This is a genomic window from Olsenella sp. An270 (assembly GCF_002159735.1).
Taxonomy (GTDB): Bacteria; Actinomycetota; Coriobacteriia; order Coriobacteriales; family Atopobiaceae; genus Thermophilibacter.
The window spans coordinates 58,124-84,832 of sequence record NZ_NFJF01000002.1 but is presented as its reverse complement, the minus strand read 5'-3'; the positions used below and the strand labels follow the sequence as shown (position 1 = coordinate 84,832).

The 26,709-nt window shown below is 68.2% G+C and carries 27 protein-coding genes; 6 read left to right on the top strand and 21 right to left on the bottom strand.

Annotated elements, in window-relative coordinates:
- Positions 1–31: 31 nt before the first annotated feature.
- The 3 genes from B5F73_RS02705 to B5F73_RS02695 all read left to right on the top strand — a co-directional run bounded on the left by B5F73_RS02705 (position 32) and on the right by B5F73_RS02695 (position 2,914).
- Positions 32–922, top strand: a complete 891-nt coding sequence (locus tag B5F73_RS02705) for an ABC transporter ATP-binding protein (RefSeq protein WP_087226075.1) — start codon at positions 32–34, stop codon at positions 920–922.
- Positions 922–1,647 carry an ABC-2 transporter permease gene (locus B5F73_RS02700; protein ID WP_087226072.1) on the top strand — a complete coding sequence of 242 codons (726 nt, stop codon included), beginning with the start codon at positions 922–924 and terminating at the stop codon, positions 1,645–1,647. Before B5F73_RS02705 ends, B5F73_RS02700 begins: the two co-directional genes overlap by 1 nt.
- Before the next feature lie 121 nt (positions 1,648–1,768).
- Positions 1,769–2,914 (top strand): hypothetical protein, encoded by a 1,146-nt coding sequence (locus tag B5F73_RS02695; protein ID WP_087226069.1) that lies wholly within the window; start codon positions 1,769–1,771, stop codon positions 2,912–2,914.
- A gap of 9 nt (positions 2,915–2,923) precedes the next feature.
- Here B5F73_RS02695 and B5F73_RS02690 read toward each other — a convergent pair whose 3' ends face one another.
- Positions 2,924–3,721 (bottom strand): DUF364 domain-containing protein, encoded by a 798-nt coding sequence (locus B5F73_RS02690; protein ID WP_158094744.1) that lies wholly within the window; start codon positions 3,719–3,721, stop codon positions 2,924–2,926.
- A 33-nt stretch (positions 3,722–3,754) separates the two neighbouring features.
- Here B5F73_RS02690 and B5F73_RS02685 point away from each other — a divergent pair, with 33 nt between their 5' ends.
- Positions 3,755–4,294, top strand: a complete 540-nt coding sequence (locus B5F73_RS02685; protein ID WP_158094743.1) for a nucleoside-triphosphatase — start codon at positions 3,755–3,757, stop codon at positions 4,292–4,294.
- A 338-nt stretch (positions 4,295–4,632) separates the two neighbouring features.
- Here B5F73_RS02685 and B5F73_RS02680 read toward each other — a convergent pair whose 3' ends face one another.
- The 9 genes from B5F73_RS02680 to B5F73_RS02640 form a co-directional block, all read right to left on the bottom strand.
- A complete protein-coding gene (locus B5F73_RS02680) occupies positions 4,633–5,730 on the bottom strand; it encodes an ABC transporter substrate-binding protein (protein WP_087226060.1) in 1,098 nt (365 codons plus the stop codon).
- Positions 5,731–5,742: 12 nt separating this feature from the next.
- A complete protein-coding gene (locus tag B5F73_RS02675; protein WP_087226057.1) occupies positions 5,743–6,522 on the bottom strand; it encodes an ABC transporter ATP-binding protein in 780 nt (259 codons plus the stop codon).
- A 1-nt stretch (position 6,523) separates the two neighbouring features.
- On the bottom strand, positions 6,524–7,540 hold the full coding sequence (locus B5F73_RS02670) for an iron ABC transporter permease (RefSeq protein ID WP_087226054.1): 1,017 nt from the start codon (positions 7,538–7,540) through the stop codon (positions 6,524–6,526).
- A complete protein-coding gene (gene yqeB, locus B5F73_RS02665) occupies positions 7,537–9,342 on the bottom strand; it encodes a selenium-dependent molybdenum cofactor biosynthesis protein YqeB (RefSeq protein ID WP_087226051.1) in 1,806 nt (601 codons plus the stop codon). Before yqeB ends, B5F73_RS02670 begins: the two co-directional genes overlap by 4 nt.
- A 162-nt stretch (positions 9,343–9,504) precedes the next feature.
- On the bottom strand, positions 9,505–10,671 hold the full coding sequence (locus B5F73_RS02660; protein WP_239379776.1) for an aminotransferase class V-fold PLP-dependent enzyme: 1,167 nt from the start codon (positions 10,669–10,671) through the stop codon (positions 9,505–9,507).
- Entirely contained in the window at positions 10,672–10,923 is a 252-nt protein-coding gene (locus B5F73_RS02655; protein WP_087226045.1) for a DUF3343 domain-containing protein, read from the bottom strand.
- A gap of 21 nt (positions 10,924–10,944) precedes the next feature.
- On the bottom strand, positions 10,945–11,595 hold the full coding sequence (gene yedF / locus B5F73_RS02650; protein ID WP_204206245.1) for a sulfurtransferase-like selenium metabolism protein YedF: 651 nt from the start codon (positions 11,593–11,595) through the stop codon (positions 10,945–10,947).
- Between the two features lie 72 nt (positions 11,596–11,667).
- Positions 11,668–12,453 (bottom strand): acyl-CoA dehydratase activase, encoded by a 786-nt coding sequence (locus B5F73_RS02645; RefSeq protein WP_239379775.1) that lies wholly within the window; start codon positions 12,451–12,453, stop codon positions 11,668–11,670.
- A 14-nt stretch (positions 12,454–12,467) separates the two neighbouring features.
- Positions 12,468–13,631, bottom strand: coding sequence for a double-cubane-cluster-containing anaerobic reductase (locus B5F73_RS02640; protein ID WP_087226040.1), 1,164 nt, complete (start codon positions 13,629–13,631; stop codon positions 12,468–12,470).
- 129 nt (positions 13,632–13,760) lie between these two features.
- Here B5F73_RS02640 and yqeC point away from each other — a divergent pair, with 129 nt between their 5' ends.
- Positions 13,761–14,426 (top strand): selenium cofactor biosynthesis protein YqeC, encoded by a 666-nt coding sequence (gene yqeC / locus B5F73_RS02635; protein WP_087226802.1) that lies wholly within the window; start codon positions 13,761–13,763, stop codon positions 14,424–14,426.
- A 220-nt stretch (positions 14,427–14,646) separates the two neighbouring features.
- On the opposite strand, the gene B5F73_RS02630 is transcribed toward yqeC, so the two are convergent.
- The 7 genes from B5F73_RS02630 to dpaL form a co-directional block, all read right to left on the bottom strand.
- Positions 14,647–15,033, bottom strand: a complete 387-nt coding sequence (locus tag B5F73_RS02630; RefSeq protein ID WP_087226037.1) for a Rid family detoxifying hydrolase — start codon at positions 15,031–15,033, stop codon at positions 14,647–14,649.
- 52 nt (positions 15,034–15,085) lie between these two features.
- Positions 15,086–16,459: a dihydropyrimidinase gene (hydA, locus tag B5F73_RS02625; RefSeq protein ID WP_087226034.1), complete on the bottom strand. Its 1,374-nt coding sequence runs from the start codon at positions 16,457–16,459 to the stop codon at positions 15,086–15,088.
- The gene (locus tag B5F73_RS02620; RefSeq protein WP_143803110.1) at positions 16,456–17,457 is read right to left on the bottom strand and encodes an NTP transferase domain-containing protein; all 1,002 of its coding nucleotides are present in this window, start codon (positions 17,455–17,457) and stop codon (positions 16,456–16,458) included. The genes hydA and B5F73_RS02620 overlap by 4 nt, the downstream gene beginning before the upstream one ends.
- A complete protein-coding gene (arcC, locus tag B5F73_RS02615; protein WP_087226028.1) occupies positions 17,450–18,391 on the bottom strand; it encodes a carbamate kinase in 942 nt (313 codons plus the stop codon). The genes B5F73_RS02620 and arcC overlap by 8 nt, the downstream gene beginning before the upstream one ends.
- Positions 18,392–18,464: 73 nt before the next feature.
- Positions 18,465–19,667, bottom strand: coding sequence for a knotted carbamoyltransferase YgeW (gene ygeW, locus B5F73_RS02610; protein ID WP_087226025.1), 1,203 nt, complete (start codon positions 19,665–19,667; stop codon positions 18,465–18,467).
- A gap of 31 nt (positions 19,668–19,698) precedes the next feature.
- Positions 19,699–21,105, bottom strand: coding sequence for a YgeY family selenium metabolism-linked hydrolase (locus tag B5F73_RS02605; protein ID WP_204205500.1), 1,407 nt, complete (start codon positions 21,103–21,105; stop codon positions 19,699–19,701).
- A gap of 72 nt (positions 21,106–21,177) precedes the next feature.
- Positions 21,178–22,392, bottom strand: coding sequence for a diaminopropionate ammonia-lyase (gene dpaL, locus B5F73_RS02600; protein WP_087226022.1), 1,215 nt, complete (start codon positions 22,390–22,392; stop codon positions 21,178–21,180).
- A gap of 586 nt (positions 22,393–22,978) precedes the next feature.
- On the opposite strand from dpaL, the gene B5F73_RS02595 reads away from it, so the two are divergent.
- Positions 22,979–23,512, top strand: coding sequence for a biotin transporter BioY (locus B5F73_RS02595; RefSeq protein WP_087226020.1), 534 nt, complete (start codon positions 22,979–22,981; stop codon positions 23,510–23,512).
- A 4-nt stretch (positions 23,513–23,516) separates the two neighbouring features.
- Here B5F73_RS02595 and B5F73_RS02590 read toward each other — a convergent pair whose 3' ends face one another.
- The 4 genes from B5F73_RS02590 to B5F73_RS02575 all read right to left on the bottom strand — a co-directional run bounded on the left by B5F73_RS02590 (position 23,517) and on the right by B5F73_RS02575 (position 26,686).
- Complete coding sequence (locus B5F73_RS02590) at positions 23,517–24,323, bottom strand: Cof-type HAD-IIB family hydrolase (protein WP_087226017.1); 807 nt, start codon at positions 24,321–24,323, stop codon at positions 23,517–23,519.
- 265 nt (positions 24,324–24,588) lie between these two features.
- Positions 24,589–25,305, bottom strand: a complete 717-nt coding sequence (locus B5F73_RS02585; RefSeq protein ID WP_087226014.1) for a hypothetical protein — start codon at positions 25,303–25,305, stop codon at positions 24,589–24,591.
- Positions 25,306–25,307: 2 nt separating this feature from the next.
- A complete protein-coding gene (locus B5F73_RS02580; RefSeq protein ID WP_087226011.1) occupies positions 25,308–26,348 on the bottom strand; it encodes a type II TA system antitoxin MqsA family protein in 1,041 nt (346 codons plus the stop codon).
- Positions 26,345–26,686: a type II toxin-antitoxin system MqsR family toxin gene (locus B5F73_RS02575; protein WP_087226008.1), complete on the bottom strand. Its 342-nt coding sequence runs from the start codon at positions 26,684–26,686 to the stop codon at positions 26,345–26,347. The genes B5F73_RS02580 and B5F73_RS02575 overlap by 4 nt, the downstream gene beginning before the upstream one ends.
- Positions 26,687–26,709: the final 23 nt, after the last annotated feature.

Below are 26,709 nucleotides of genomic sequence, written 5' to 3'. Positions count from 1 at the left end.
GACTGCCCCTTTTCATCGGAAAGGACGTCACATGAGCGGCAGTCTCATCGAGGCCCGCGGGCTCACCAAGCACTACAGCGCCTTCTCGCTGGAGGGCGTGGACCTCACCGTGAACGAAGGCGAGGTCGTGGGCTTCATCGGCCAGAACGGCGCCGGCAAGTCCACCACCATCAAGGCCCTTCTCGGCCTCTTCCCCGTGGACGGCGGCGCCTCGAGCGTGCTCGGGGTGCCCAGCGACGAGCTCTCCCGCGCGTCCGGCGCGGCGGTGAAGGAGCGGGTCGGCGTCGTCTTTGACGCGATCTCGCTTCCGGAGCACCTCAAGGTCGCGGACGTGGGGCACATCTACGAGCGTACCTACGCCACCTGGGACGCGCACCGCTTCGGGCGCCTGACCGGCGAGTTTGGCCTGGATGCCAAGAAGACGGTGAAGGAACTCTCGCGCGGCATGGGCATGAAGCTCTCCCTGACCTGCGCGCTCGCGCACGATGCGCGCCTGCTCATCCTCGACGAGGCCACCGCCGGCCTGGACCCGATGGCGCGCGACGAGGTGCTCGACCTGCTGCGCGACTTCGTGGCCGAACCCGGCCGCGCGATCCTCATGAGCAGCCACATCACGAGCGACCTCGAGCGCATCGCGGACCGCATCGTGTGCATCGACGCCGGGCGCATCGTCTTTGACCTGCCCAAGGACGTCATCACCGACGAGATGGGCGTCGCGCGCTGCCGCGTGGCAGACCTCGAGAAGATCGCGGACGCGGGCGTCGTCCCGGACGCCGAGCTGCGCTACCTGCGCCACGACTACGGCATCGACGTGCTCGTCCCCGACCGCTTTGCCTTTGCGGAGAACTTCCCGGAGGTCCCGGTAGACCGCATGACCATAGACGACTACATGACCCTCACCCTGAAGGGCGGTGTCCGATAATGAAGCGCGCGTTCCTCCTTGAGATGACGATCTTTCGCGACTACGCACGACAGCTCGTGGGCCTGGGGCTGCTCGTGAGCCTGTGCATCGGACTTGGCATGCAGACGCCGCTCGCGATGCCGGCGACGCTCACCTGCATGTTCTTCATGATGAGCGCGATGGGCCTGGCCGCCTACGACCAGCTCAACCACTGGGAGCTCTTCCGGCTGACGCTCCCGCTCTCCCGGCGCGACGTCGTGCTCGGCCGCTACGCCGCCATCGTGACGTTTGGCCTGCTCGGCATGGTCGTGGGCCTCGTGGCGGCGCTCGCTGCGACGGTCGTCGTCTCGGCGGTGGGCCTCCCCGGCGAGGTCGGCGAGGCGTTCGCCTTTGACCCGGACATGCTCGGCGTCATGGCCGTCGTCACCTGCTTCACCCTGCTCATCGGTGCCGTCGTGGCGAGTGTGGTGACGCCGCTCTACTTCCGCCTGGGTCAGACGCGCGCCACGCAGATCCTGCCCACGGTGATCGTGCTGCTCTTCGTGGTGCCCGTGGTCGTACTCGGCAACAGCGGCATGCTCGACGGCGGCATCCCCGGCATGGAGCTTGTCTCCGCTGCGCTCGAGGCGCTCGACACGCCAACCGGCATGGTTGTGAGCTGCGTAGTTCTTGTCGCCCTCTCGGCCGTGGCACTCGCGATCTCCGCCGCCGTCTCCCTCAAGCTCTACGAGAGGCGCGAGCTCTAAGGCTGGCGAGAAGAACGGGTGTCCCAAGGTACGGGCTTCGTAAGCATCGCCCCGGCTGCCCCAGGCGCGCCATGGCGCGTCCTAGACTGAGGGCGTTGTCGCTAATCGGACTGGAGCGCGCATGCCCTTCTCGCCAGCAGACATCCTGGAAACCGCACGCCCATGGATCGTCGCATGGGGCGTGCCCGTTGCCTACCTTGTCCTGTGCGTCGCAATGAACCGCGTGAGCAAACGGCTCGATCCGCCGATTCCTGGCGAGATTTCCGCAACCGCCAGCGTCCCCGAGCTGCACCCGGTGCTGCTCGGTGCGCTGCGCTGCCACGAGGAGAGCGAGCTCTCCAGCGAGAGAAACGCCTACGAGATCGCCCTCGCAGCGGTCGCTCGCATGCTGGGACACGGAGCCGCGACCTTCACGGCGCGCGGCCACGCAACGGGCATTGTTGCAACGTCCGACGAGGACGAGGGGCCCATTGTCACGAAAAAGCGCCACGAAGACCAACGCAACCTCAAGGAAAGGCTGATTCACTCATACGGCGCTCACCTGCGCCTTGCCGTGAAGACGGCTGGCCTGAGCCGCTACGACCTTGACGCACTCAAGCTCGTCATGCCCCCGGACGCCGCGAACTCAAGCGTGGAGGAGCTCTGCAGACACGCGAGAAGCGCCGATCAGTACCGTCGGCTCGGGCGTTTCCTCAAGGATTACGTTGGCGAGCTCTGCTCAGCTGGGCTCGCTCATAGGCCGAACCCACTTGTCTACCTTGTATTCAACCCTCTCGTCAGCATACTCGCCTGCCTCTGGTGCGTGTTCGGGCCGGCCGCCGCGCTCACCGACCCAAGCCCCGCAATCGCAGGCGTGTCGGTTGCGCTGATCGTTGCGGTCATGATCTTTCGTGTGGCCTTCGTTGACCTGGGGCTGAGGCTCACGCCGGCGGGCTGCCAGGTGCTCGCCCATGCGTCAGCGAACGTCAGCTGGGCCGCGACGGCGCGCAACGGCGACGCGTCCTTGGTACGGGAGCTCGCTGACGAGCAAGTTGCCGACCTGCTTGCGGTCCTTCTCGCCATGGGTCGCCGAGACCTGGCAGGCGACCTGGCCGATCAGCTCGTTTACGTGAAGGGGGAGGGCGATCCGGACGCGCGCGGCACGTCCATGGCAGCGAGCTTCTGCGCGCGGCGGCGCTACATAGACGCCTCAACTATGAGGCAGGACCTCTCCCCTGTCGACCTGCTGATCAAACAGACTGACGATATGGTCAACAGCATGAGCTAGCCCGCGGCGTCAGCGCGCGAGCGCCGCGCGGCCACAAAGCGTGGCCGCGAGCACATGCTCGAGCGCGCCGGAGCCGTGGAGCGGGGCACCGCAAGTCACGACCTCGCGGGCCAGCGCCGCGTCGGCGACCACGCTACCGGCAACGAGGTCCACGCCGGCTTCAAACACCGGCGCGCAGATCGTGGCCGACGGGCCCACCACACAGGTGAGCGCGCCGCGCGAAAGCTCCAGCAGCCGGGGCATGGTCTTGTTGGCGAGCGTCATGCCCGTCATGACAACGAGGTCCGCATCCGGCAGCAGATACTCGCACGCGGTGTCAGGCAGGTCGGTGTCCGCACGGGATGCGCGCTCCAGCACGGAGACGTTCGCATGCTCCGCGATGGCGCCGAGGTGTGGGAAGTGGCCGACCACCACCGCACGGGGCCGCGAGCCGTCGTTCTTCTCCGCCGCCATGCGCGCAGCGATCGGGGCGAGAAACACGAACGGGTCCGTGCTCTCAGCGTCCCTGATCAGGCCCAGCGCGTCCAGGCGCCCGAGCTGGTTGTGCCAGGCGTTGAGCGCCGCGACGCCCGTCGACGCCACCTCGAAGTCCCACGACTTGGCGCAGGTCGCAAGCTCACGTAAAGGACGCCCCACCCAGCCGCGCTCCATGCGCAGGCGCACGCCGCCGCGATGGAGCGCCGCCACGCCCGTCCCGCACTCGGCCTCGACAAGGCAGTGGTGAGCGCCCATGGCCACGTGCCGCACGAGAACGTCCTCGGGAATCTGGGCGATCATCTGGTCGTAGAGCGACCACGCGTCTGTCATCATTTCCTCCAAGCGGGGTTGTTGGGAGGCGGCATGCTGTTCATTCTCACCGGAGACACTCGGTCGGGCAAGACCACGTGGCTCGAGGCGGGTGTGCGCGAGCTCGAGGCGGCTGGCGTGCCCGTGCGCGGCGTGCTTGCGCCGGGCGTGTGGCGCGACGGCAAGAAGGTCGGCATCGAGAACGTGCTGTTGCCCTCGCACGAGCGCGTCCTTCTCGCCACGCCTGCCGAGGATGGGTGCTCGACCGGCCTGGGCTGGGACTTTGACGCCGACGCGCTTGCCCGCGTGAACGCGCACCTTGCCGAGCTCGCAGCGGCCTCGGGCAACATGCAGGGCGGCCTTCTCGTGATCGACGAGATTGGCCCGCTCGAGCTGCGCTGCAGCGGCGGGCTCACCGCAGCGTTCGAGCTGCTGGATGCCGGGCCCACGCCCGCCTGGCCCCACGCCCTCGTGGTCGTGCGCTCGGCGCTCGCCGAGGACGCTCGCACGCGCTTTGCCCAGAGCTGGCGCTCCGGCGAGCTCCTCTTCCCCGATGAGTCGGGCGCCCGCCGGCTGCATGAGGCCCTTCCCTGACGCCTCCCGAAAAGGTTGGGTACTTTTTTGCTCACCCCCAAAGTAGCCGACAAATGTAACAAGCGTTTGAGCTGATAAAACGTCAAGGACGTGCGCGCTTGTACTCTGGACATGCACAAAAAAGTACCCAACCTTTTGCAACCGTGCGAGGGCCCCGCAAAACCGCAGGAAAGCGGTTGACAAACAGGCACCGCGGCTCCCCAACTCATTGTCTGGGTACTTTTTCTCGAGCACTCAAAGTAGTCAGGACAGCAGACAATGAGTTTGCGCAGCTCAGACCGCTATCGCTTCACAGCGATACTTGAGGGTAGGGCGAAAAAGTACCCAGACAATGAGATCTACTCCCGCACGGCGCCGCGCATCAGCGCGTCGTACCCCTCGCCCGTGAGGTCGTGGCCGTAGAAGAGCTGGTAGTACTCCCCCACCACGTCGCGCAGGTCGTCGTCGAAGCGGTCCGGGTAGCACAGGCGCGCGTACCACTGCAGGCCGATGATCTGGTTGACCGAGGCAGGCATGGAGATCCAGTTGTAAGGCTCGCTCGGCGCGCGGAAGTAGTTGCCGGACTTGATGGCGCTGAGCTCGGCCCAGGCCGGCTCGTCGCCCACGGTGTCAAAAATCGAGTCGCCTACGAAGACGATGAGCTCGGGGTCCCAGAGCGCAATTTGCTCGAGGCCGATCTCGTTGCCCTTGCCGCTGGACGACGGGTCGTCCACCACGACGACGTTCTCGGAGCACATGTCGATGATGCCGGACTGGAAGCCGCCGCGCGCCATCGCGTTGGTGCCGGTGTCGCCGAGCAGGTACGCCGCGTGCGGGCGCTCGTCCTCGGGGACCTCGGTCACGACGGACTCGACCTCGGCCACCGCATCGCGGCAGTAGTCCGCGAGCTCGGCGGCCTTCTCGGACTCCAGGATCTCCGCGAGCTGGTCATAGAGCTCGGCGTAGCTGTGGAGGTCGGTCGAGTCGATGTGCACGCACGGGATGCCGAGCTGCTCCTGCAGCGTGTCCAGCTCCTCGACGAGCGAATCCTTGGCCTCGCCGATGTCGATGATCAGCTGCGGGTCCGCCGCGGCGACGGCCTCCTTATTGAAGTCGCCCTTGCCTCCGTAGATCTGGCCAAAGACGGGCAGGTCGGCAAGGTCCTCGCCGAGGTAGGCGAGCTGCTCGTCCGTGAGCTCGCCGGAGAGTCCGACCATCTTCTCGGGCGCCACCGTGAGCAGCACCTGCTGGGCCACGGGTCCGGACGCCGCGATGCGCTCGACCTCGGCCGGGATCTCCACCTCGCGCCCGAGCGAGTCCGTGACCACGCGCGTGGCCTGCTCGGCTGCGGGCTGCTGGTCATCGGACTGCTGCGCCGCCGGCGCGCCGCCGCACGCCCCAAGCGACACCGCCACCGCAAGCGCCGCGACCACCGACAGGAACGTTCTTCTCCTCATCTCACTGCCCTTCTATCTCGTCATATCCAGAGGCACGCAGGCGCGCGCCCGATCGCCGTGGAGCGAGCTGACCTCGACGGGCAGGCCGTAGAGCTCGCTCAGGAGCGGCCCGGTGATGACGTCAGCCGGACTGCCGCACGCGCGGACGCGCCCGCCGTCGAGCGCGAGCACCGTGTCCGCGTAGAGATAGGCCAGGTCGGGCGCGTGCGTGGACGCGATCACCGAGAGCCCCTCGCTCGCGAGCCGCCGCACGACCGCCATCACGCGCGCCGTGTTGCCAAAGTCGAGCGCGCTCGTGGGCTCGTCCATCACGATCGAGCGCGCGTCCTGCGCGATGGCGCGGGCGATGAGGACGAGCTGCCGCTCGCCACCCGAGACCTGCATGAAGCTCCGGTGCGCCAGGTGCGCCACGCCTACGCGCTCGAGCGCCTCCTCGGCGCGGGCGCGGTCGGCCGCGGCGGGCGCGCGCAGCGGACCCAGGCGCGACGCCGCGCTCATGAGCACCACGTCGAGCACCTCGTAGTCAAAGACCTGCGCGTGGCTCTGCGGGACGAAGGCCATCTCGCGGGCGCGCTCGGCCACCGTGAGCTCGCCGAGCGGCCGGCCGTTCACGAGGATGGTCCCCGCGCGCGGGCGCTCGAGGCCCAGGATGCAGCGGAAGAGCGTGGTCTTGCCCACGCCGTTGGGCCCGAGCACGCACGCGAGCTCGCCGTCCGCAACGGAGAGGTCCACGCCCTCGAGCACCGCGTGGTCGCCGTAGGAGAAGCTGAGGCCGGAGATCTCAAAGCTCATGTCAGCCGCGCCCCCTCTTCACGATGAGCCACAGGAAGAACGGCGCGCCCACCACGGACGTGAGGATGCCGATGGGGATCTCCGCCGTAAGCGCGAGACGCGCGATGTCGTCGACCACCAGGAGAAACGTCGCGCCCGCGAGCATGCTGGCAGGCAGGAGGTGCCGGTAGTCGCTACCCACCAGGCCGCGCGCGAGGTGCGGCACCACGAGCCCGACCCAGCCGATGAGGCCGGAGACCGCCACGCTCGCCGCGGTCACGAGCGCCGAGAAGAGCACGGCCACGGCACGCACGCGCGGGGCGTTCACGCCCATGGAGAGCGCCTCGTCGTCGGACATCGTGAGGACGTTGAGGCGCCAGCGCATGGCCATGAGGCCGGTGAGGCCGATCGCGATGGGCGCGGCCGCCAGCGCGAGGTCGGCAACCTTGGCGCCGTTGAACGAGCCGAGCAGCCAGAACGTGATGGCCTGCAGCTGGTTGGACGGGTCGGCCACGAGCTTGGTGTAGGAGACGCCGGCCTCGAAGAGCGACTTCACCATGATACCGGCGAGCACGGTGACAAGAATCCGGTTGCCGCGCGCCCGGCTGCTCACCAGCAGCACGATCCCCACCGCGGCGAGCGAGACGGCAAAGGCCGAGCCGGAGATCACGAGCGAGCCAGCCCCCGCGAGGATGGCCCAGCACGCGCCGAAGGCCGCGCCCTGCGACGCGCCGAGGAAGTCCGGCGAGACGAGCGGGTTCTGGAAGATGCCCTGAAAGGCGGCGCCTGCGGCCGAGAGGCTCGCACCCACGAGGATCACCAGCAGGATGCGCGGCAGGCGCACGTTGAAGAAGAGCGTCTCCTGCTGCGCGGAGAAGTCGCCGAGGCCGGGCGCCACGCGGGAGGCCAGGAGCTCGAGCGCGTCGGCCGGGCCGATGGGATAGCGGCCGAGCGCCAGCGACACGAGGACGATGGCCACGAGCAACGCGCCGAGAAGGGCAATGATCCGGCCGGGATGTCTGCGGGCGAGGGCCGTCATGCGCGCTCGCCCTTCCCCGGTCCCTCGCCGCGGCGCTCGGCGCGACGGCGGACGAGCTGAGCCACGATGGCGAGGGCGATCTCGGCGGGCGTGACGGCGCCGATGGCAAGGCCGATGGGCATGGCCACGGCGTCGACGCGCTCGGCCGGCACGCCGGCGGCGACGAGGTGCTCGCGCGCGAGTGCGGCCTTGCGAGCGCTGCCGATGCAGCCCACGTAGGCGGGCTGGACGTCGCGGGAAAGCACGGCGAGAAGGACCGTCTCGTCGTAGGCGTGCCCGTGCGTGAGCACGACGACGGAGTCGCGCGGCCCGATGGCGGCGCTGGCGGCGAGCTCGTTGAATGCGCCGCAGGTCACGGTGGCTGCCTGCGGCAGGCGCTCGCTCGTGGCGAGCTCCGGTCGATCGTCGTAGACGTGCGCCTCGAAGCCCGCTGCGACGGACATGCCCACGAGCGCGGCGCCCACGTGCCCGGCGCCAAAGACGTGCAGACGGCTCGGCGCGGCGACGGGCTCGCGGTAGGTGGCCCGCGCGTCGTCCCAGGTCGGGGCGGAGAGGCGCGCGGCCGGGCCGACCTCGATCGTGGGCGCGGCGGCGTCCGCCCAGCGCTCCGACACGCAGACGGGCTCGTCACGCAGCAGCGCGTCGCGCACGGCGAGAAGAGCGGGCAGGTCGTCGGCCGTGAGCGCGCGCACCGCGAGCAGGGCGTCGCCGCCGCAGGTCATGGCGTCGCCCGTGTGGTACCACTCGAGGCTCGGAGCGCCACCGCCCTGCGCCGCGCGGGCGCGCTCGCTGGCCAGCTGCTCGATAGCGCCGCCGCCGACGGTCCCGATGAGCTCGCCATCTGCGAGGACCGCCAGGCGCGCTCCCTCGTGGCGCGGCATCGAGCCGCTCGTGGCGAGCAGGCTCGCCAGCCCCACGCGCCGTCCGGCCTCGAGCTCCGCCACGAGCGCGGAGACGAAGCCCTCGTCGGAAAGGGAGCCGTTGACGGGACGCGCGTTCTTCTCGGCACGTTCGTCCTTCTCGCCCGAGAGCGCGAGAATCGCCTCGAGCACGCCGCCGCCCACGGCCAACGCCTTGTCTGAGGCGTTCTCGATGTACTCCGGATGACAGCGCGGGTCCACGTCGCCGCACTTCATACCCTTGTGCACGGGAACGCCGGCCTGCAGGAGCCCCCGCACCACACCGTCGATCGTCGCGCGCATGGGCTCGCCGCCCACCGTCGCGCAGACGTCGCCGGCCGCCACCTGTGCACCGATCTCCACGCACGGCACGAAGACGCCGTCCGTCGGCGCGCGCATCACGCGCTCGCCCGCGTAGCCGCCGATGAGCCCGGGCACCGCCGTGTTGGGGATCGGCGAGCCCTCGTAGTAGACGCGCCCCAGGTAGTGGCCGCGCATCGTCTCCACGGCGGCGTCGCAGTCCTCGCGCGCGGTGAAGCCGGGTCCCACGCCAATCACAATGGGCGCCAGGTCGCGCGTGGTGCCGAGGTTGCGCTTGGCGAGAATGGCATCCACCAGCGCGTCGGGTGCGAGGTCTCGCACGCAGGCGGCCTCGGGGTCAACGAGCACGGCGACGTTTCCTGCCGCCGCAGCCATGCGCGCCGCCGCGGCGTCCGCGCACAGCACGCCGCGCACGCCCTCCACGCTCGTCTCGCCCAGGCGGATGGCCTCCGAGAAGCACACGGTGCGCCGGATTGACGTGGGAACCGTGAGATCGCACATCACGACCTGCATGCCCGCGCGGAAGAGGCGCAGCGCGATGCCCGACGCGATGTCCCCCGCCCCGCGAATCACGACCAGCATGTCTGGATAACCTCCTCGTCAGCGTTATATTTTCAAAAATATAACGCTCTGCGCGACGCCTACTTCCAACAAGTAAGTCTACCTCACAAAATGTTTGCCCCATCGTCCAACGTCGCGAACGGCCGATGTTCTCACCCAGACGGCTCCCAAAACGGGACGTGATTATAGGCTGCGGATGGCGGACACGGTGACGTCAATCTCGTCCTCGGTGGTGAACCAACCGCAGCTCAGACGCACGATGCCCTGGCGCTCGGTCCTCAGGGCGCGGTGCATGAGCGGAGCGCAGTGGGCGCCGGCTCGACACGCGATCCCCCAGCCGGAGGACAGCGCGTCGGCCACCTCCGCCGAGTCCAGCCCATCCACGTTCAGTGCCACAATCGATCCGCAGCGCTCGGGCGCCACGGGCCAGCCGCCGTACACCGTCACGCCCGGCACGTCGCGCACGCCCTCGTAGAGCCGCCGCGCCAGCGCGTGCTCGCGCGCGCCCACCGCCGCGGGCCCGCCGTTCTTCTCGATAAACGCAATGCCCGCCGCAAGACCAGCCAGACCGTGAGCGTTGAGCGTCCCCGCCTCCATCCGCGTGGGCCACTCCAGCGGGTGCCGACGCTCGAAGGAGTGCACGCCGGAGCCGCCCTCGGCCCACGGTCGCACGTCGACGCCCTCGGCCACCGCCATGCCGCCCGTGCCCTGCGGGCCCATGAGACCCTTGTGCCCGGTGAAGCACACCACGTCGATGCCCATGGCCTCCATGTCCAGGGGCACCGCCCCCGCCGTCTGCGACGCGTCCACCAGGCAGAGCGCGCCCGCGGCGTGCGCGAGCCGCGCCACGCGGGCCACGTCCACAAGGTTGCCCGTCACATTGGAGCCATGCGTCACCGCAACGAGACGCGTGCCCGGCGTGACCAGCCGCTCGAGCTCGTCCAGGTCGAGAAACCCGTGCGCGTCGCAGCCGGCGTAGGCGACCTCCACGCCCCGCTCGTCCGCCAGGCGCGCGAGCGGGCGCAGCACGGAGTTGTGCTCCAGCACCGTCGTGACTACGCGATCTCCCGGCCCCACCAGGCCAGACAGCGCGGCGTTGAGCGCCGCCGTCGCATTGGCCGAGAAGCACACGTGGTCGGCGCGCGGGCAGCCCAGGAGCGTCGCCACCGCCTCGCGGGCACGCAGCACCACGCGCCCGGCGTCGAGGGCCCCCGCGGACGCGCCGCGGCCAGCGTTTCCGAGCGAGCCCATCGCCGCCACGACGGCGTCCACGACCTCCTGCGGCTTGTGCATCGTCGTTGCCGCGTTGTCCAGGTAGATCATCGGTCCCACGTCCTTCTCGCCTGCCACTCAGCGAAACTCCAAGAGCTCGATCACCGTCATGGCCTCGACGGGCACGCCGTCGGCGGCCAGCGCGGCCGCGAGCTCCTCGCGCGCCTCCGGCGCGGTCTTCCACGCCAGGCCGCAGCCGGCCGCGACCTCGCCGGGCACCGGAATCATCCGCCCGCCCAGGCCGCGTCGCTCGCAGCACTCCTCGCATGACATCGCCGCCGCCGTGGTGGGAAACGTCACCACCAGAGACGGCACCCGCACGCGCGCCATCGCCCGACGCCCCGCCGGACCCTACGGCCGCACCACGAGGCTCGCACCGGTCAGCCGCTGCGCGATCACGTACATGTTGGTGACCTCGCCCACGGCCAGCGTGTCCGCGATGCCGTAGTGGTCGAGGCAGGTGCCACAGGTCAGCACCTCCACGCCGGATGCCGCAAGTCCGCGCAGGTCCTCGAGCGCCGCCGAGCCCTCGCAGCTGAGGTGCGCGCCGCCGTTGTAGAGCAGCACGGTCGCCGGCAGCTCGTCGAGCTGCGTGAGCGAGTACACGAAGCTCCCCATGAGCTTCCTGCCGAGCACGTCGTCACCGGTGCCCATGCACTCGGAGGTGATGGCAACCACGACGCGGCGCGGCGCGGCCGCTGCGGCCGCTGCGCCCGGCGCCGGCACCTCGCACGTTGCCGACTCCGCCTCCGCGTCGCTCACGCCCAGCGCCACGTCCGTGGTCACGGTCACGCGCCACTCCTTCTCGCCCAGGCGCTCGCTCGCCACCGCGCAGCCCTTGCCCTCGCCCATCCGGGTGAGGTTCTGCACCGCGATCTCGTTGTCCACGAGGGTCTCCACGCTGCCCGGGCCGGCCAGCGCCGCAAGCGCCTTCAGGGTCCGCACCACGGGGATGGGGCACGCCTCACCCCGCGCATCGATCGTGAGCACCGTGTCTGCCATGTCGTCTCCCATCCGGCCCTCCCGGGCCTCGCTCAGCGGCCGAGAAGGACCTCGGCCCGCGTCTCGTACAGCCTACCCCAGCTCCAGTGCCATGAGCGCCGCACCGAGGGCACCCGCGTAGCGTGCCTCCGGGCAGGTGGTCACGGGCGCGCCGAGCTTCTCGCCCAGCCGCTCCACCACGTACTCATTGTCACAGAGCCCGCCCGTGAGGTAGTACGGCGCCATGCCGCCCGCCGACCCCACGAGCGCAGCCACGCGGCCCACCACGCTCTCGATCACGCCGCGCGCGATGTTCTCGCGCGGCTCGCCGCGACCGACGAGGCTGATGACCTCGCTTTCCGCGAAGACGGTGCACATGCTGGAGATCTGCGTCGGCTCGCCGGCACGTGCGAGCGCAGCCAGCTCGTCGTGGCTCACGCCCAGCCGGTCTGCCATGACCTCCAGGAAGCGCCCGGTGCCCGCCGCGCACTTGTCGTTCATCACGAACTTGAACACGCGACCGCCGCGCAGGCGAATGACCTTGGTGTCCTGGCCGCCCACGTCGATCACGGTGCCGCCGGGCCCAAAGAGCCGCGCGGCACCGCGCCCGTGGCACGTTATCTCGGTCACGACCTTGTCCGCGTACGGCACCGCCACGCGCCCGTAGCCCGTCGCCACCACACGCGGGTCGAGCGTCGAAAGGTATCTCTCCCCTTTGCACGCCTCCATCGCCGCGCGGGCGCGCTCGGCGGCGTCCACGCTGGAGAAGCCCGTGGGCATGAGCTCGGTGCGCACGAGCTCGCCGGCGGCGTCCACCATGGCGACCTTCGTGGCCGTGGAGCCGATGTCCACGCCTATGCCCAGGCGCCCGGACGGCACGTTCTTCTCGCCCCCTAGAGCGTCTCGATGAACGCGGCGATGCGCGTCTCGAGCTGGCCCATGTCACCGGCGGAGTAGTCGGTCTCCACCTTCATGTACGGGATACCGGCGCCCTCCACGGCGCGCTCCATGCGCGCGGACTCCACGTTGAAGGTGTGGCACGCCGTGAGCACGCACTCGATCACGCCGTCCACCTGGTACTTCCCCGCCATCTCGAGCGTCGCGGCAAAGCGGTCGTCGTTTGGCGTCATGACGGAGCAGTTGATCTTGAGGTAGCGCTCGGCGATCGCGCGCAGGATGTCAGGTGCGTCCTCGTCCACCATGAAGCGGTTGGTGCGCTCGCCGGAGCAGTCGTCCTCGCAGACTACCACGCCGCCGTTGCGCTCGATCGTGGCACCCACCTTGTTGATGACGCCGCCCACGGGACAGCCGGTGATGAGGATGCGCTTGGCGCCCGCGCTGATAGGGCTGCCGCCTGCCTGGGCCTCCGCGCGGCGCTGCTCGCACAGGCGCTCGAGGCTCTCCACATACGCGCGCACGTCAAAGTTGAACGTGCCCGCGAACATCGTGCTCATGAGCTCAACGCCGCTCATCGCCGGCGGCACGCTCCGCTGCAGGTCGTAGAGGGCCAGGATCGCGCGGCGCAGACGGTTGCGCAGACGCGCAGCCTCACGCAGGGCGTCGTCGGTGATCTGGATGCCGTAGAGTTGCTCGAGCGCCCGTTTAAGACCAACGACCTCCTGGTACCAGCCCTCGCGCTCGTGCTCGCGCGAGCGTCCCTGCGGCAGATGCAGCACATAGGTGGGCTTGAGCTCGTTTAGCAGCTCGTACATCTTCTTCTTGCCGTCGCAGGTGGTCTCGCCCACGATGAGGTCGCTGAAGTGCGTGAACGGGCACTTCTGCGAGTACGCGAAGCCGTAGGTGGACTTGATGAGCGGGCAGAGGTTGGCCGGCAGGACCTCCTCGGCCGCGGAGATGACCTCGTCGGAGGTGCCGCAGAGCCCCACGCCGGAGGCCCCCGCGGCGTCGATGACCTCGAGCGGCGTGTAGCTGCAGAGGTAGCCCACCAGGCGGCCGCCCGCCTGCTTGAAGTCCTTCACCTTGAGGAAGCTCTGGCGGCGCTGCTCGTTGAACTCCTCGAAGGTGCGCGGGAGCTCGATGGCGGCGGTCGTGGGCATGGGGTCCTCCTGACGTCGTCGAAAAATGAGTTTGGCATCCAAACAAAGAGTAATACAGCGTTATAGTTTGGAAACTACAATGCGGCAGACGGTAGGATTGTGTCGAGGAGCACAAAGGGGGCGATGAGCATGGCGCTGGCAGAGACTCTGGGCGTAAGGCCCGGCGTGACGTCGGTCATCGGCAGCGGCGGCAAGACGTCGCTCCTCTCGGCGCTCGCGCGCGAGCTGCCGGGCACGGTCGTGCTCACCACCACGACGCACATCCTGCCGTTCCCGGACGTGCCGCTCATGACCTCGGAAGACGCCGCGGACGTGCGGGCGGCGCTCGCAGCGTCGCGCGTCGTCTGCGTGGGCTCCCAAGCCGAGAAGGACGGCAAGCTCGTAGCCCCCGAGCTGGGCATCGACGCGCTGGCGTCCCTCGCGGACCACGTCCTCGTGGAGGCCGACGGCGCCCGGCGCCTCCCCCTCAAGGCCCACGCCCCCTGGGAGCCCGTCATCCCCGCGTGCTCGGGCCGCACGATCCTCGTGCTCGGCACGTCCGGCCTCGGCCATCCCGTGCGCGAGAAGGTCCACCGCCCGGAGCTCTTCTGCGAGCTCGTTGGCTGCACGCCGGACGACCTCGCCACACCCGAGCTCGTCGCCCGCGCTGCTAACGCCGAGGCCCTCGCCGACGTCGCCCTCGTCAACCAGGCCGACGTCGCACCGGACGCGGCCCACGACCTCGCCGCCCTTCTCGCCATCCCAGCGTTCGTGGGCAGCGTCTTGCTACCCTCTTCCGGGTGTGCACAAGATTAAGCTATTGATAGGTTACCTAACGATTACAAACCCGCAGCTAGATGCCCCGCCGACAAGAACATCAGACTTGCAACTTCGTACACACCCGGAAGGAAACCACCCAGCACCTGAGGACCAAAACGGCGGACGCCCGCCACGCTTCTAAGCGAGAGTTCTGAGCGCAAAGCGCGAACACTCTCCGTGAAGCGTGACGGGCCGTCCCCCGCGCGTGAGGCCCTGCCTACAGGTAAGCCACGGCCTTAATCTCGACCTTGGCGGCCTTGGGCAGCGCAGCCACCTCGAAGGCGGCGCGGCTGGGGTACGGCGCGGCGAAGAACTCGCCGTAGACCTCGTTCATGGCCGCGAAGTCGGCGATGTCGTCGAGAAGGACGGTGACCTCGGCGACGTCGGCCATGGAGGCGCCGGCGGCCTCGAGGATGTTCTTGATGTTGGTGAGGCTCTGACGCGTCTGGGCCTGGATGTCCTCGCCGGCGAACTCGCCGGTGGCCGGGTCGATCGGCAGCTGGCCGGACACGTGGATGGCCTTGGTGGCCGGGGCCGCAACGGCGGCGGAGTAGGGGCCGAGCGCCGCGGGCGCCTTGTCGGTGACGATTGCCTCGATTGCCATGTTCTTCTCCTTTGCTTGAGGGGGATGTCCCCGCTTTACGACTGACTGGTGACTATCGTGCCACGTAGCGGCCGGGGGTGGGGCCGCAGGGTTCGCCGTCGCGGGCCACGAGCTCGCCGCCCACGTAGACGAGGTGCGCGCGACCGTGCGCCTCGAGGCCCTCCCACGGCGTGTAGTCCACGGCCTGGTGCTGGGTCGCGGCGCTGATGGTCCAGCGCGCGGAGGGGTCCCACACGCAGACGTCGGCGGCGGCGCCCACGGCCAGGCGCCCGCGCTCCGGCCACAGGCCGAAGGTGCGCGCCGGGCCCTCCGACAGCAGGCGGCAGAGTCCCTCGGGCCCGAGCTGGCCCTCGAAGGTCGTGGCCATCACGGCCGGGCGGTGCTCGATGCCGGGGCCGCCGTTGGGAATCTTGGTGAAGTCGCCGCGGCCGCGGTCCTTCTGGCCGTGCAGGTTGAACGAGCAATGGTCCGTCGCGATGGAGTCCACCTCGCCGGCGAGCACCGCCTCGCGCAGGGCGCGCACATCACGCGGCTTGCGCAGCGGAGGGCTCATCACGTACTTGGCGCCCGCGAAGCCGTCGTCACCGGCCTCGAGGTAGCGCGCGTCGTCCAGCGTGAGGTACTGCGGGCAGGTCTCCACGTAGACGCCCCGCTGGCCGCGGGCACGGGCGGCGCGCACGGCGAGAAGGCCGAGCTCCGTGGACAGGTGCACCACGTTGACACGCGCGCCCGCGATCTGTGCCAGATAGAGCAGGCGGCTCACGGCGTCCGCCTCGGCCTCGGCCGGGCGGGAGAGCGGGTGCCCCTCCGGGCCCGTGATGCCCTCGGCGAGCACCTGACGCTGCAGCTCGTTCACCACGTCGCCGTTCTCGCAGTGCACGCAGAGCACGGCGTCCAGGTCGCGCACGACCTCCAGGCAGCGCAGCGTCTCCGCGTCGGAGAGCCGCAGGTGGTCGTAGGCGAGGTAGGTCTTGAAGCTGCTCACGCCCGCCTCGCGCATGCGGCGCATCTGCCCCGGCGAGTCCTCGCCCCACTCGGCGATCGCCATGTGGAAGCCGTAGTTGGCCGTGCAGCCGCTGCCGCCCTCGGCGCGCGCGTGCCACTCGGCCAGCGCCTCGTCCATCGTCACGCCGCGGTCGGCCGTGGCGTAGTCCACGATGCAGGTGGTGCCGCCGCAGGCAGCGGCGCGCGTGCCGGTCTCAAAGCTGTCGGCCGTCCAGTCCATGCCGGTCCAGCACTGCAGGTGGGTGTGCGCGTCGATGAAGCCGGGGAACACCCAGCAGCCGCTCACGTCCTCGACGACGTCCGTGAGCCCGGGCTCGATGCGCGCGGAAATCTCCGCGATCTTCTCGCCCTCCAGCGCGAGGTCGGCGTGGCGCAGACCATCAGGCGTAACCAGCGTGCCGTTTGCCAGGATCCTCCTCATCGGCTCTCCCCTCTCTCGGCCAGCGCACCCTCGAGGCGCGCCAGGTCCTCGGGCGTGTCCACGTCGGCGAGCTCCCACTCGTCGGCGGCCTCGACCAGGCGCACGCGACCCTCCAGCTCGGCATGGCCGGCGAGAAGGACGCGCCCTCCCGTGTCGCCCTCCAGCCGAGCCAGCGCGCCCAGCGTGTCGTTCGGCCAGAGCACCGGATTCGCCGGGCGACCGCGCCAGCTCAGGCGCACGATCGCCGTGGGCTCTCGCGTGAGCGCGGCCACCAGCGCGCGCACGCTCCTCTCGCTCAGGAGCGGCTGGTCACCGGTCACGAAGAGACAGCCGGCGCGATGCCCCAGCGCCTCCAGGCCCGCGCGCATCGTGTCGCTCTTGAGCGGGCCCGCCGCGCGCACGCAGCGAACGCCAAGCCGCTCGCACAGCTCCTCGACCGCGTCCCAGCGCGTCACCACCACGACGTCCAGGAGACCCGCCGGCAGCGCGGCGAGCGTGCGCTCCAGCACGGCCGTGCCGGCCAGCGGCGCCACGAGCTTCTCGCCCGGCTCGCCGCCAAAGCGCGCGCCCTCGCCGGACGCCATGACCACGCAGCCCAGGCGGGCCACGTCGGCAAAGCCCGAGAAGCACGTCTCGTAGGCGGCGGAGAGCGCCCAGCGGCTCGTGCGCTCGAACGCGCGGTAGCGCTCGATCAGCTCGCGCGCCTCGGCGGTGAGCTGCGAGCCGCCGCCCCCGGAGCCGCCCACGGTCCGCTCGGTGAGCGCGAAGCCAAAGGCCTGCTCGGCGTCGTGCACGAGGCGCGTGGCCTTGGTGTAGGCCATGCCCATGTCAATCGCGGCGGCGCGCAGGCTGCCCAGCTCGCCCACGCGCTCCAGCAGCTCGACCGGACCGGGCCCAAAGACCCGGTGCCCGTCGTCGCCCAGAAGATATGCCCTGAGGTCGGGTCTCATGCCGCGCGCCCCACCGTCCTTCTCGCCCGCCGCGCCCTTGCTAGCCACGTACGATGGTACCCGTCTTGCCCGCGATTCCGTCGGCCGCCCGGTCGAGGAGCGTGATGAGCGACGAGCGGCCCTCGCCGGACTGCGCGAAGGCGAGCGCGGCCTCCACCTTGGGCAGCATCGAGCCGGGCGCGAACTGGCCCTCCTCGATGTAGCGCGCCGCGGTCTCGGGCGTGAGCTCGTCCAGCCACTGTTGGTCGGGCTTGCCAAAGTTCACGGCCACCTTCTCCACGGCCGTGAGGATCACCAGGAAGTCGGCGTCCAGCTGCTCGGCCAGGCGCGCCGCCGCGAAGTCCTTGTCGATGACCGCCGCGGCGCCCTTGAGGTGGTGGCCCTCGGTGTGGAAGACCGGGATGCCGCCGCCACCGCAGGCGATGACCACGTGGTTGGTCTCGACGAGCGAGCGGATGGTGTCCAGCTCCACGATGCCCACGGGCTTGGGCGAGGCCACCACGCGGCGGTACCCGCGCCCGGCGTCCTCGATCACGTCATAGCCGCGCTCGGCGATCATGCGGTCGGCCTCCTCGCGCGTCATGAAGGCGCCGATCGGCTTGGTGGGGTTGGCGAACGCCGGGTCCTCCGGGTCCACCTCCACCTGCGTGAGCACCGTGGCGGCGCCCATCTCGATTCCGCGGTCCAGCATCTCCTCGCGCAGCGCGTTCTGCAGGTCGTAGCCGATGTAGCCCTGGCTCATGGCCACGCAGACCGACAGCGGGCACGGGATGTACTTCTCGGGGTCGGAGCGCGTGAGCTGCGTCATGGCCTCCTGGATCATGCCCACCTGCGGGCCATTGCCGTGGGCCACCACGACCTCGTTGCCCTGCTCGATGAGGTCCACGATGGCGCGCGCCGTGTGCTTGACCGCCTCCATCTGCTCCGGCAGGTTCTTGCCCAGCGCGTTGCCGCCCAGGGCGATGACGATTCTCTTACCCATGGTTCCTCTCCTGAATAGAAAAGTTGCCTAGAAGGGGCGCTCCCCCTCTAGGCAACTCTGGGGAATCGAGCGACTAGGCCTGGTTCCAGCGGGGCTTGCCGGCCGCCTCGAGCGCGGCGAGCGTGGCCACGGGGTCCTTGACTTTCTGCAGGAAGATCATGGCCGCGATGGCGTACGGCTTGTAGCTGGCCTCCTTGTACATGCCCACGCGGTGCATGTCAAAGACGTCGGCCATGACCTCGCCGTGCTCGCAGGAGACGCCGGAGATGTCGGCGGGCAGCGGGTGCATGTAGATCGTGTCGTCGCCGTTGGCGGTCTTCGCCATGAGCTCGCGCGTGGAGCACCAGTCCATGTGGGTGGCGTTCTGGGCGAGAAGCTCCTTCTCCAGGGCCTTGATGCCCTCGTCGTCGCCCGCGGCGTAGAGCTTGGTGCGCTGCTCCATGGCGGCGTAGGGCGCCCAGCTCTTGGGGATGACGATGTCGGCGCCCTCGAAGGCCTCCTCCATGGTGTTCACCTGCTTGAAGGTGCAGCCGGACTCGGCGGCGTAGGCCTTGGCGGCCTCCACGCGGTCGCCCATGAGGTCGTAGCCCTCGGGGTGGGCCAGCGTGACGTCCACGCCAAAGCGCGGCAGCAGCGAGATGAGCGACTGCGGGCAGGAGAGCGGCTTGCCGTAGCTCGGGGAGTAGGCCCAGGTCACGGCCACCTTCTTGCCGCGGAGGTTCTCCAGGCCGCCAAACTCCTCGATGAGGTAGAGCATGTCGGCGGAGGACTGGGTGGGGTGGTCGGAGTCGGACTGCAGGGAGATGAGCGTGGGACGGTGGTCGAGCACGCCGTCGGCGTAGGCCTCGGCGACGGACTCGGCGACCTCGGCCATGTAGGCGTCGCCGGCGCCGATGTACATGTCGTCGCGGATGCCGATGACGTCGGCCATGAAGGAGATCATCGTGGCGGTCTCGCGGACGGTCTCGCCGTGGGCGATCTGGGACTTCTTCTCGTCGAGGTCCTGGAGCTGGAGGCCCAGGAGGTTCGTGGCCTTGGAGAACGAGAAGCGCGTGCGCGTGGAGTTGTCGCGGAACAGCGAGACGGCGAGGCCGGAGTCAAAGATGCGCGGCGAGATGTTGCGCTCGCGGAGGTTGCGCAGGGCGGCGGCCACGGCGTAGAGCGCGCGCAGCTCGTCGGCGGTCTTGTCCCAGGTGTGCAGGAAGTCGGCGTCATACATGCCGGAGAAGTCGTAGCCCTTGAGCTCGTCGAGGAGCGCGGAGAAGTCCTTGGCCATGGTTGTTTCCTTTCTGTGTGGGTCAGAGCGTCTACTGGATGTCGTTGTCGGTGGCGCCGGCGCGGAAGACGGTGACGTCGCCGGTCTTCTTGGACGGGTCGTAGAGGTTGAGCGCGGCGGTGTAGAGCGCGGCGCAGGTCACGAGGTCCTGCTTGTAGGTGACCTCGTTGGGCGCGTGCGCCTGGCTCTCGGCGCCGGGGCCAAAGCCCACGCACGGGATGCCGTAGCGGCCCTGGATGGACACGCAGTTGGTCGAGAAGGTCCACTTGTCCGTGAGCGGACGGCCGGCGCGCTTGTCCATGGACGGCTCGCAGCCGATGCGCTCCTCGCCGTAGAGCGCGTGGTGCGCGTCGACGAGGGCCTGGACGTGAGCGGCGCTCTCGGCGTTGATCCACGTGGGGAAGTAGGCCTCGGTCTCGTAGACGGTGCCCTTCCAGCTCGGGCGATCGTACATGTACATGGAGACCTTGACGTCGTCGCCGTACTTCTTGACGGACGGCAGGTCGCGGATCTCCTGGAGGCAGGAGTCCCAGGTCTCGCCGGCGGTCATGCGGCGGTCGATGGAGATCGCGCAGCTGTCGGCCACGGCGCAGCGGCTGGGCGAGGTGTAGAAGATCTGCGACACGGTGCAGGTGCCGCGGCCCAGGAAGCGCGCGTCCTCAAAGTGCTCGGGGTTGTACTTGGGGTCGAGCATCTTGACGAGGCCCTTGATGTCGGTGGACTCGTCGCAGCCGTTGTTGTTGAGGGCGCGGACGTCGGCGATGATGTCGGCCATCTTGTAGATGGCGTTGTCGCCGCGGTCGGGCGCGGAGCCGTGGCAGGAGACGCCGTGCACGTCAACGCGGATCTCCATGCGGCCGCGATGCCCTCGGTAGATGCCGCCGTCGGTGGGCTCGGTGGAAATCACGAACTCGATCTTCTCGCGGGCGTCCTCGGGGCCGTCGAAGTACTTGTTGACGATGTACTGCCAGCACATGCCGTCGCAGTCCTCCTCCTGGACGGAGCCCACGACCATGATCTTGTAGCCCTCGGGGATGAGGCCCAGGTCCTTCATCATCTTCGCGGCGTACGTGGCAGAGGCCATGCCGCCCTCCTGGTCGGAGCCGCCGCGGCCGTAGATGAGCTCGTCGGTCTCGTAGCCCTCGTAGGGGTCGGCCTCCCAGTTGTCGCGGTTGCCGATGCCCACGGTGTCGATGTGGGAGTCGATGGCGATGATCTTGTCGCCCTCGCCCATCCAGCCGATGACGTTGCCCAGGCCGTCGACCTCGACCTTGTCAAAGCCGAGCTTCTCCATCTCGGCCTTGATGCAGGCCACGACCTCACCCTCCTCGCAGGACTCGCTCGGGTGGGAGATCATGGCGCGCAGGAAGGCGGTCATGTCCTTGCCGTACGCCTCCGCCGCGCTCTTGATCTGCTCGAAATCCAGTTCCTTGGCCATTTTGCTTACGTCCTTTCTGACGCCCTCGTTACCAGTCATCTGCCGAGAAGAACCCGTTCTTCTCGCTCTCCCCTACTCAGCGGGGTACGCGCCGTCCCACACGACCTTGCGGTAGTTCACCGGGTCCGTGTCGCCCTCGGTCGAGAAGAGCAGCACGGAGCTCGTCTCATCCAGGCCGATGGCCTCGCGGAGCTCGGCGTACTCGTCGGACTCCATGAGGGTCGTGACGAGGCCCGCGCCCACGGCGCCGGACTCGCCGGAGATGACGCGCGGGTCGCCCTTCCTGGGGGCGCCGAGCACGCGCATGCCCTTGGCAGCCACCCAGTTGGGGCAGCTCACGAACACGGACACGTGGTTGCGCAGGATGTCCCAGCCCAGCGTGTTGGGCTCGCCGCAGGCGAGGCCCGCCATGATCGTGGGCATGTCGCCGTCCACGATGCGCGGGTCGCCGTCGCCGGCGAGCGCACCCTTGTAGAGGCAGGCCGCGGTGTCGGCCTCCATCACCACAAAGGTGGGCGGGTTGTCGGGGAAGAGGTTGGTGAAGTAGCCCACCACGCCACCGGCCAGGCTGCCGACGCCGGCCTGCACAAAGACGTGCGTCGGGCGCTCCACGCCGGCCGCCGCGTACTGCTCGGCCGCCTCGGAGGCCATGGTGCCGTAGCCCTCCATGATCCAGGACGGAATCTCCTCGTAGCCGTCCCAGGCGGTGTCCTGCACGATGACGCCGTTCTCGCAGGCCTCGGCCTCGGCGGCCGCCATGCGGACGCACTCGTCGTAGTTGACGTCCTCGATGGTGACCTCGGCGCCCTCGGCGGCGATGTTGTCAAAGCGGCTCTTCACGCTGCCCTTGGGCATGTGCACGACGGCCTTCTGGCCCAGCTTGTTGGCGGCCCAGGCAACGCCGCGGCCGTGGTTGCCGTCGGTGGCGGTGAAGAACGTGGCCTGGCCGAAGTCGCGCGCAAGCTCGTCGCTCGTGAGGTAGTCGTAAGTCATCTCGGAGACCGGGCGGCCGATCTTGCCCGCGATGTAGTTGGCCATGGCGAAGGAGCCGCCGAGCACCTTGAAGGCGTTGAGGCCAAAGCGGTAGGACTCGTCCTTCACGGCCAGGTTCTTGAGGCCGAGCTCGCCCGCCAGCGCGTCGAGCTTGGCGAGCGGGGTGACATCGTACTGCGGGAAGCTCTGGTGGAAGCTGCGCGCCGCCTCCACGTTCTCGAGGGACATGATGCCGAGGTGGCGGTCGTCGCTCTTAGGCATCTTGTTGGCGACCCACTTGATCTTCTCGCTCAACGCTTCCTCCTTGCTCCTTCGGGCTTACCAACTTTTTGTCTGGTATCCAAACAAAATGTTTGTTAGCCCATATATTCCCACTTTTCAAGAGTGTTTCAAGAGGAATTTTCGCGATGCCGCGGGCGGTACGTTTGCGGCTGCGAACGGCATGGCCAGAAGAACCACTCCACGACCACCACACGCGTCGTTCGTTCTTCTTGCCCGCGGCCCCTCGGCCGGCGGCGCCCGGCACGCCAAAACGGGAGAAAGTGACTTGAGAACCGACTTATGAACAGATTTCTCCCGCGTGGTGACCTAACATTGTTTATTGAATTAAAAACAACTGGGCGTTTGCCCTCCCGTCCTAGGCACCACCCCGTCGGGCTTCCAGAAATCTATTCACAAGTCGGCTTTGAAGGCAGCTTTCCCTCGAGTCGCCCAGCGAAACCGCCTGCCAAGTGCACCAGCTCGGCAGCCCCATCGTTCCGCTCATCACCGAGACAGAGGAAATGCACAATAATGCCCTCGAAACGGCCTCATTTTGTGCAGTCTCTCTGTTTCGGCGAAAATGCAGCCAAGAAGAACGTCCGACTACGAGGGAGTTGCCGTGTCCAATCGCCAAGTCGCACGCTGCGGCGTCTGCATAGCGTTGCTCGCCGTGAGCGCGTGGATCACCGTGCCGCTGGGTCCGGTGCCGTTCACGATGCAGACCTTCGTGCTGGCGCTCCTGCCGCAGGTCATGCGCACGCATGACGCGGTGTTCACCGTGGTGGTCTACCTGCTGCTGGGCGCGGTGGGCGTGCCGGTGTTCTCGGGCTTCCAGGGCGGGCTCGGCGTGCTGCTGGGACCCACGGGCGGCTACCTCCTGGGCTTCGCCGCAGGCATGCCCGTGGCGGGCGCCATCATGCACACGAGCGCGTTGCCAGGAAGGGCGCGCGGCGCGGCGGCCGGCATCGCGCTGCTGGCGGTGAGCTACGTTCTGGGAACGATTCAGCTCATGAACGTCTACGCGCTCGACGCGCCGGCGGCGCTGGCCGTGGCCGTCGTGCCGTTCGTGGTGCCGGACGTGGCGAAGGTCGTGGCAAGCGTGGGCGTTGCGGAGCGCATCAACCGCGCACTGGGAGCGGCAGCGGAGCGATAGTCCCCTATGCGAACAGCTCGTCCAGGGCCACGAGCACGCCGTCCTCGTCGTTAGGGGGGCACACGCGGTCGGCCGCCGCCTTCACGTCGTCGGGGGCGTTGTCCATCGCGTAGCCGATGCCGCAGAAGCGCAGCATCTCGATGTCGTTGCCGCCGTCGCCGAAGGCCACGCACTGCTCCGGGGAGATTCCCCAGCGCTCGGCCAAGCGCGCCAGGCCCGAGGCCTTGTGGCAGCCGGGCGTGATGAGGTCGATCGAGCCGTGCCCGCTCGTCGTGGGCTCAACCAAGCCGTCGAGCTCGCGGCGGAACAGGTCGTAGAAGAAGTCCGTCCGCTCGTTGGGCACGTCGGCCGCGAACTTGAGGATCTGGTCGCCCGTGGCCTTGAAGTCGTCCACCCAGCTCAGGCGGTGGCAGTAGCGGCGCATCTCGGTGAAGAACTCGTCGGTCACCGCGCCGCGCTCGCAGTAGGCGCCCTCCATGCCGCAGAGCACGTTCCGGACCTCGTCGGCGTAGTCGCGGCACAGGTCAACGACCGCGGAGACCGTCTCCTCCGGCATCGTGCACACGTAGGCGAGCTCGCCGCGGTCCATGACGTAGGCGCCGTTCTCGGCGACGAAGCACAGCTCGTCCTCGTGCCCGGGAAAGTGGTCGCGCAGCTGCCAGTACTGGTTGCCGCTCGCCACCACAAAGTTGCAGCCCGCCTCGCGCATGCGCGCCAGGAGGTGCTCGAAGCGCGGGACGTCGTAGGTGTAGTTGGAGCGCATGAACGTGCCGTCGATGTCGACGGCCACGAGCCTGATGTCCGGCGTCATGGCGAGAAGAGCCTCCCTGTGGGCGAGAAGAACGCGTGGTCGGGGCTAGTCTAGCAGGGGCGTGAGCGGGACTCGTCGCGTTGTTCTGCCGGGAGGAGTGACATACCGTAAACCTGTATTTCTATACCGTTCTTTTGTATTCGATACCGTTATTTGGCCGAGAATACCGTTTTTCATACCGAGAAATGCCAACCAGTACCGAGAAATGCTCACAAGCGAATCTCGGTGCGCCACACGACTACCAATCACTAAAGCCGTCGCTCGCCTACGACCACGTTCCTGCCAGGAAGTCGACGGGCTTGGTCGTCTCCTCTATCCGAACGCCGATTCGCTCGAGGAACCCCCGGTACTTCTCGTCCACGCCAAAGAACGGGTCCGTGTCCGCGCCGTTCGGAACCCCCTTCTCCAGGAGGGCGAGGCACAGCTCACGCTCGTCCTCCCACCGCCTGCCACGTCGCCACACGTCATAGATGTGCGCGTCGGGGCTCGGGAGGATCCAGACCGTCCTGTCCTTCCTGTTGTAGAACCCGGTGCACTCCGCGATGTCGACAACGTTAATGCGGACGATCCCGCGGTCGTTCTCGTGCTTCTCCTTGTCCCGCATGAACGAGGTGTGGAACAGGCACCCGCCGACCGCGAACACGTCGCTCTTGCCCGGGTGCAGGTAATGATGCCGCGCGACAAGAACCGACACGACCGCAAGCGCAGCAAATGCGACGAACACGGAGCCGCCAATCACGGCGAGCCAAGTAATGTCCTGCTCCCCGAACTCGCCGCGCGCGACGCCGCCGACGAGCGTCACGACGGCAACGACAAGGACGATGAGGAAGACCAGGGCGAAGGCGACCACCCCGAGCGCCGTGCTGTCATGCGCAAAGGAGCGCCCGAACGTCCGGGCGGCCTTAGCCGCAGCCTTCTCGTCATCGGTCGGCTCGGCGATCTGGGCTAGATGCTGACTCGATTGCTCTTGTCCCTTACCCATGTTCAGCCTGCCATTCTTCGAGCAACTGCGGCCTCAACCTGACCAGCATTCGAATCGTATTCGATGAACTGGCCACTATCGGTGTCGCTCCAGGCATCGAGCTCGTGCGAGAAGGACGAGATCTCCGACGACGTCTCAAACGTATTGACGAAGTCGGCGACCTCGTCGACGAGCCGGATCTCGTCCTCGCTGAGAACGCCTTCCGGGCGGCGCGCGGGAACCACGACCTCGCCCCAGCCCTTCTCTGCGAGCTCAACGAAGCCCGCATCCTGAAGCTCGGCGACGATCCTGTCCCTGTCGTCCATTACGGGACCATAGTTCGCATGCGCGTAGGCAAGTCCGGTCATAGATCGAGACGTCCTTGCATAGCAGAGGAAGTCGGTAAAGAACATCGCCTTCTGGAGCTTTGTCTTGTAGAGATCCTTGCAGCGAGCGGCGAGCTCGCACACCACGGCGGCAACGCGCTCCATGCTGAAGGAACGGAAGCCGTTGCGACCGCTCGGCGTCACCATCTCCTGAGACGGCCACTGACACGCGGCGAAAGCTGCGGCCAGCCCAGAGAGCGGGGTCCTGCTCTCGATGAACCGGCGGACTGCTGACGTCGTCCTCCCGCTAAGCTGGCTCTCCCTAACCGACAGCAGGGAGGCCGCCCCCTCTGCCGTCGAGGCAAGCTTGAGCATGGTGTTGTGCGAGTCATCGGGAATGGCACCCGACTCATAGCGGGCGATCGTCTGCTCGCCAAAGCCGAGGAACTTGCTGAACTCACGCAGGGACAGGCCATAGCTGTTCCTAAGCTCCTTGACCTCGTCGGGGGCCATGAGGCCATGAGCTACACAATAGGCGGAGTATGCGCGGCGCAGATTGCCCTCCTCGACGCGGGAGTCGCCAATCACTTCGCCGCAGCACGGACAGACGGCCACCTCGGCATCAAAGGAGGTCGGCTCGCCCTTGACGGGCAACGTCTCGGCCCTGTGCTCAAGCCGCGCGTCGACCTCCCGGTCGCATTCGGGGCAATACGTGTTCAGCGTCTTCTCTACGTTCATTCCCTCGTCTCCCGTCGGTCCACATACAGCTTTACCGACAAGCACTTACATCGCTCCACGTCCGTTCGAACAGACAACTTCAGATACAGCGTTTCTTCCTCATACTCCGGCGAGAATTCCGCCACGGTCCACTTCTCGGCACGCTGAGGATCCCTGTCTGGCTCCGGCCCATCGAACATGTCTCTCGGCTCTAGCGAGAGAATCACTCGCCTCAGGTCATCTACCGTCATACCATGCTCGGCCATGAATGAGATGTTCTGCTCGCGAGGGACGAGGATGAACCCGTGCTTTTCGACGAACAGCTTGACCTGCCGCAGAAACAACGCCCTTTGGTCCATCGCCCTCCTCTCGAACTAAGTGT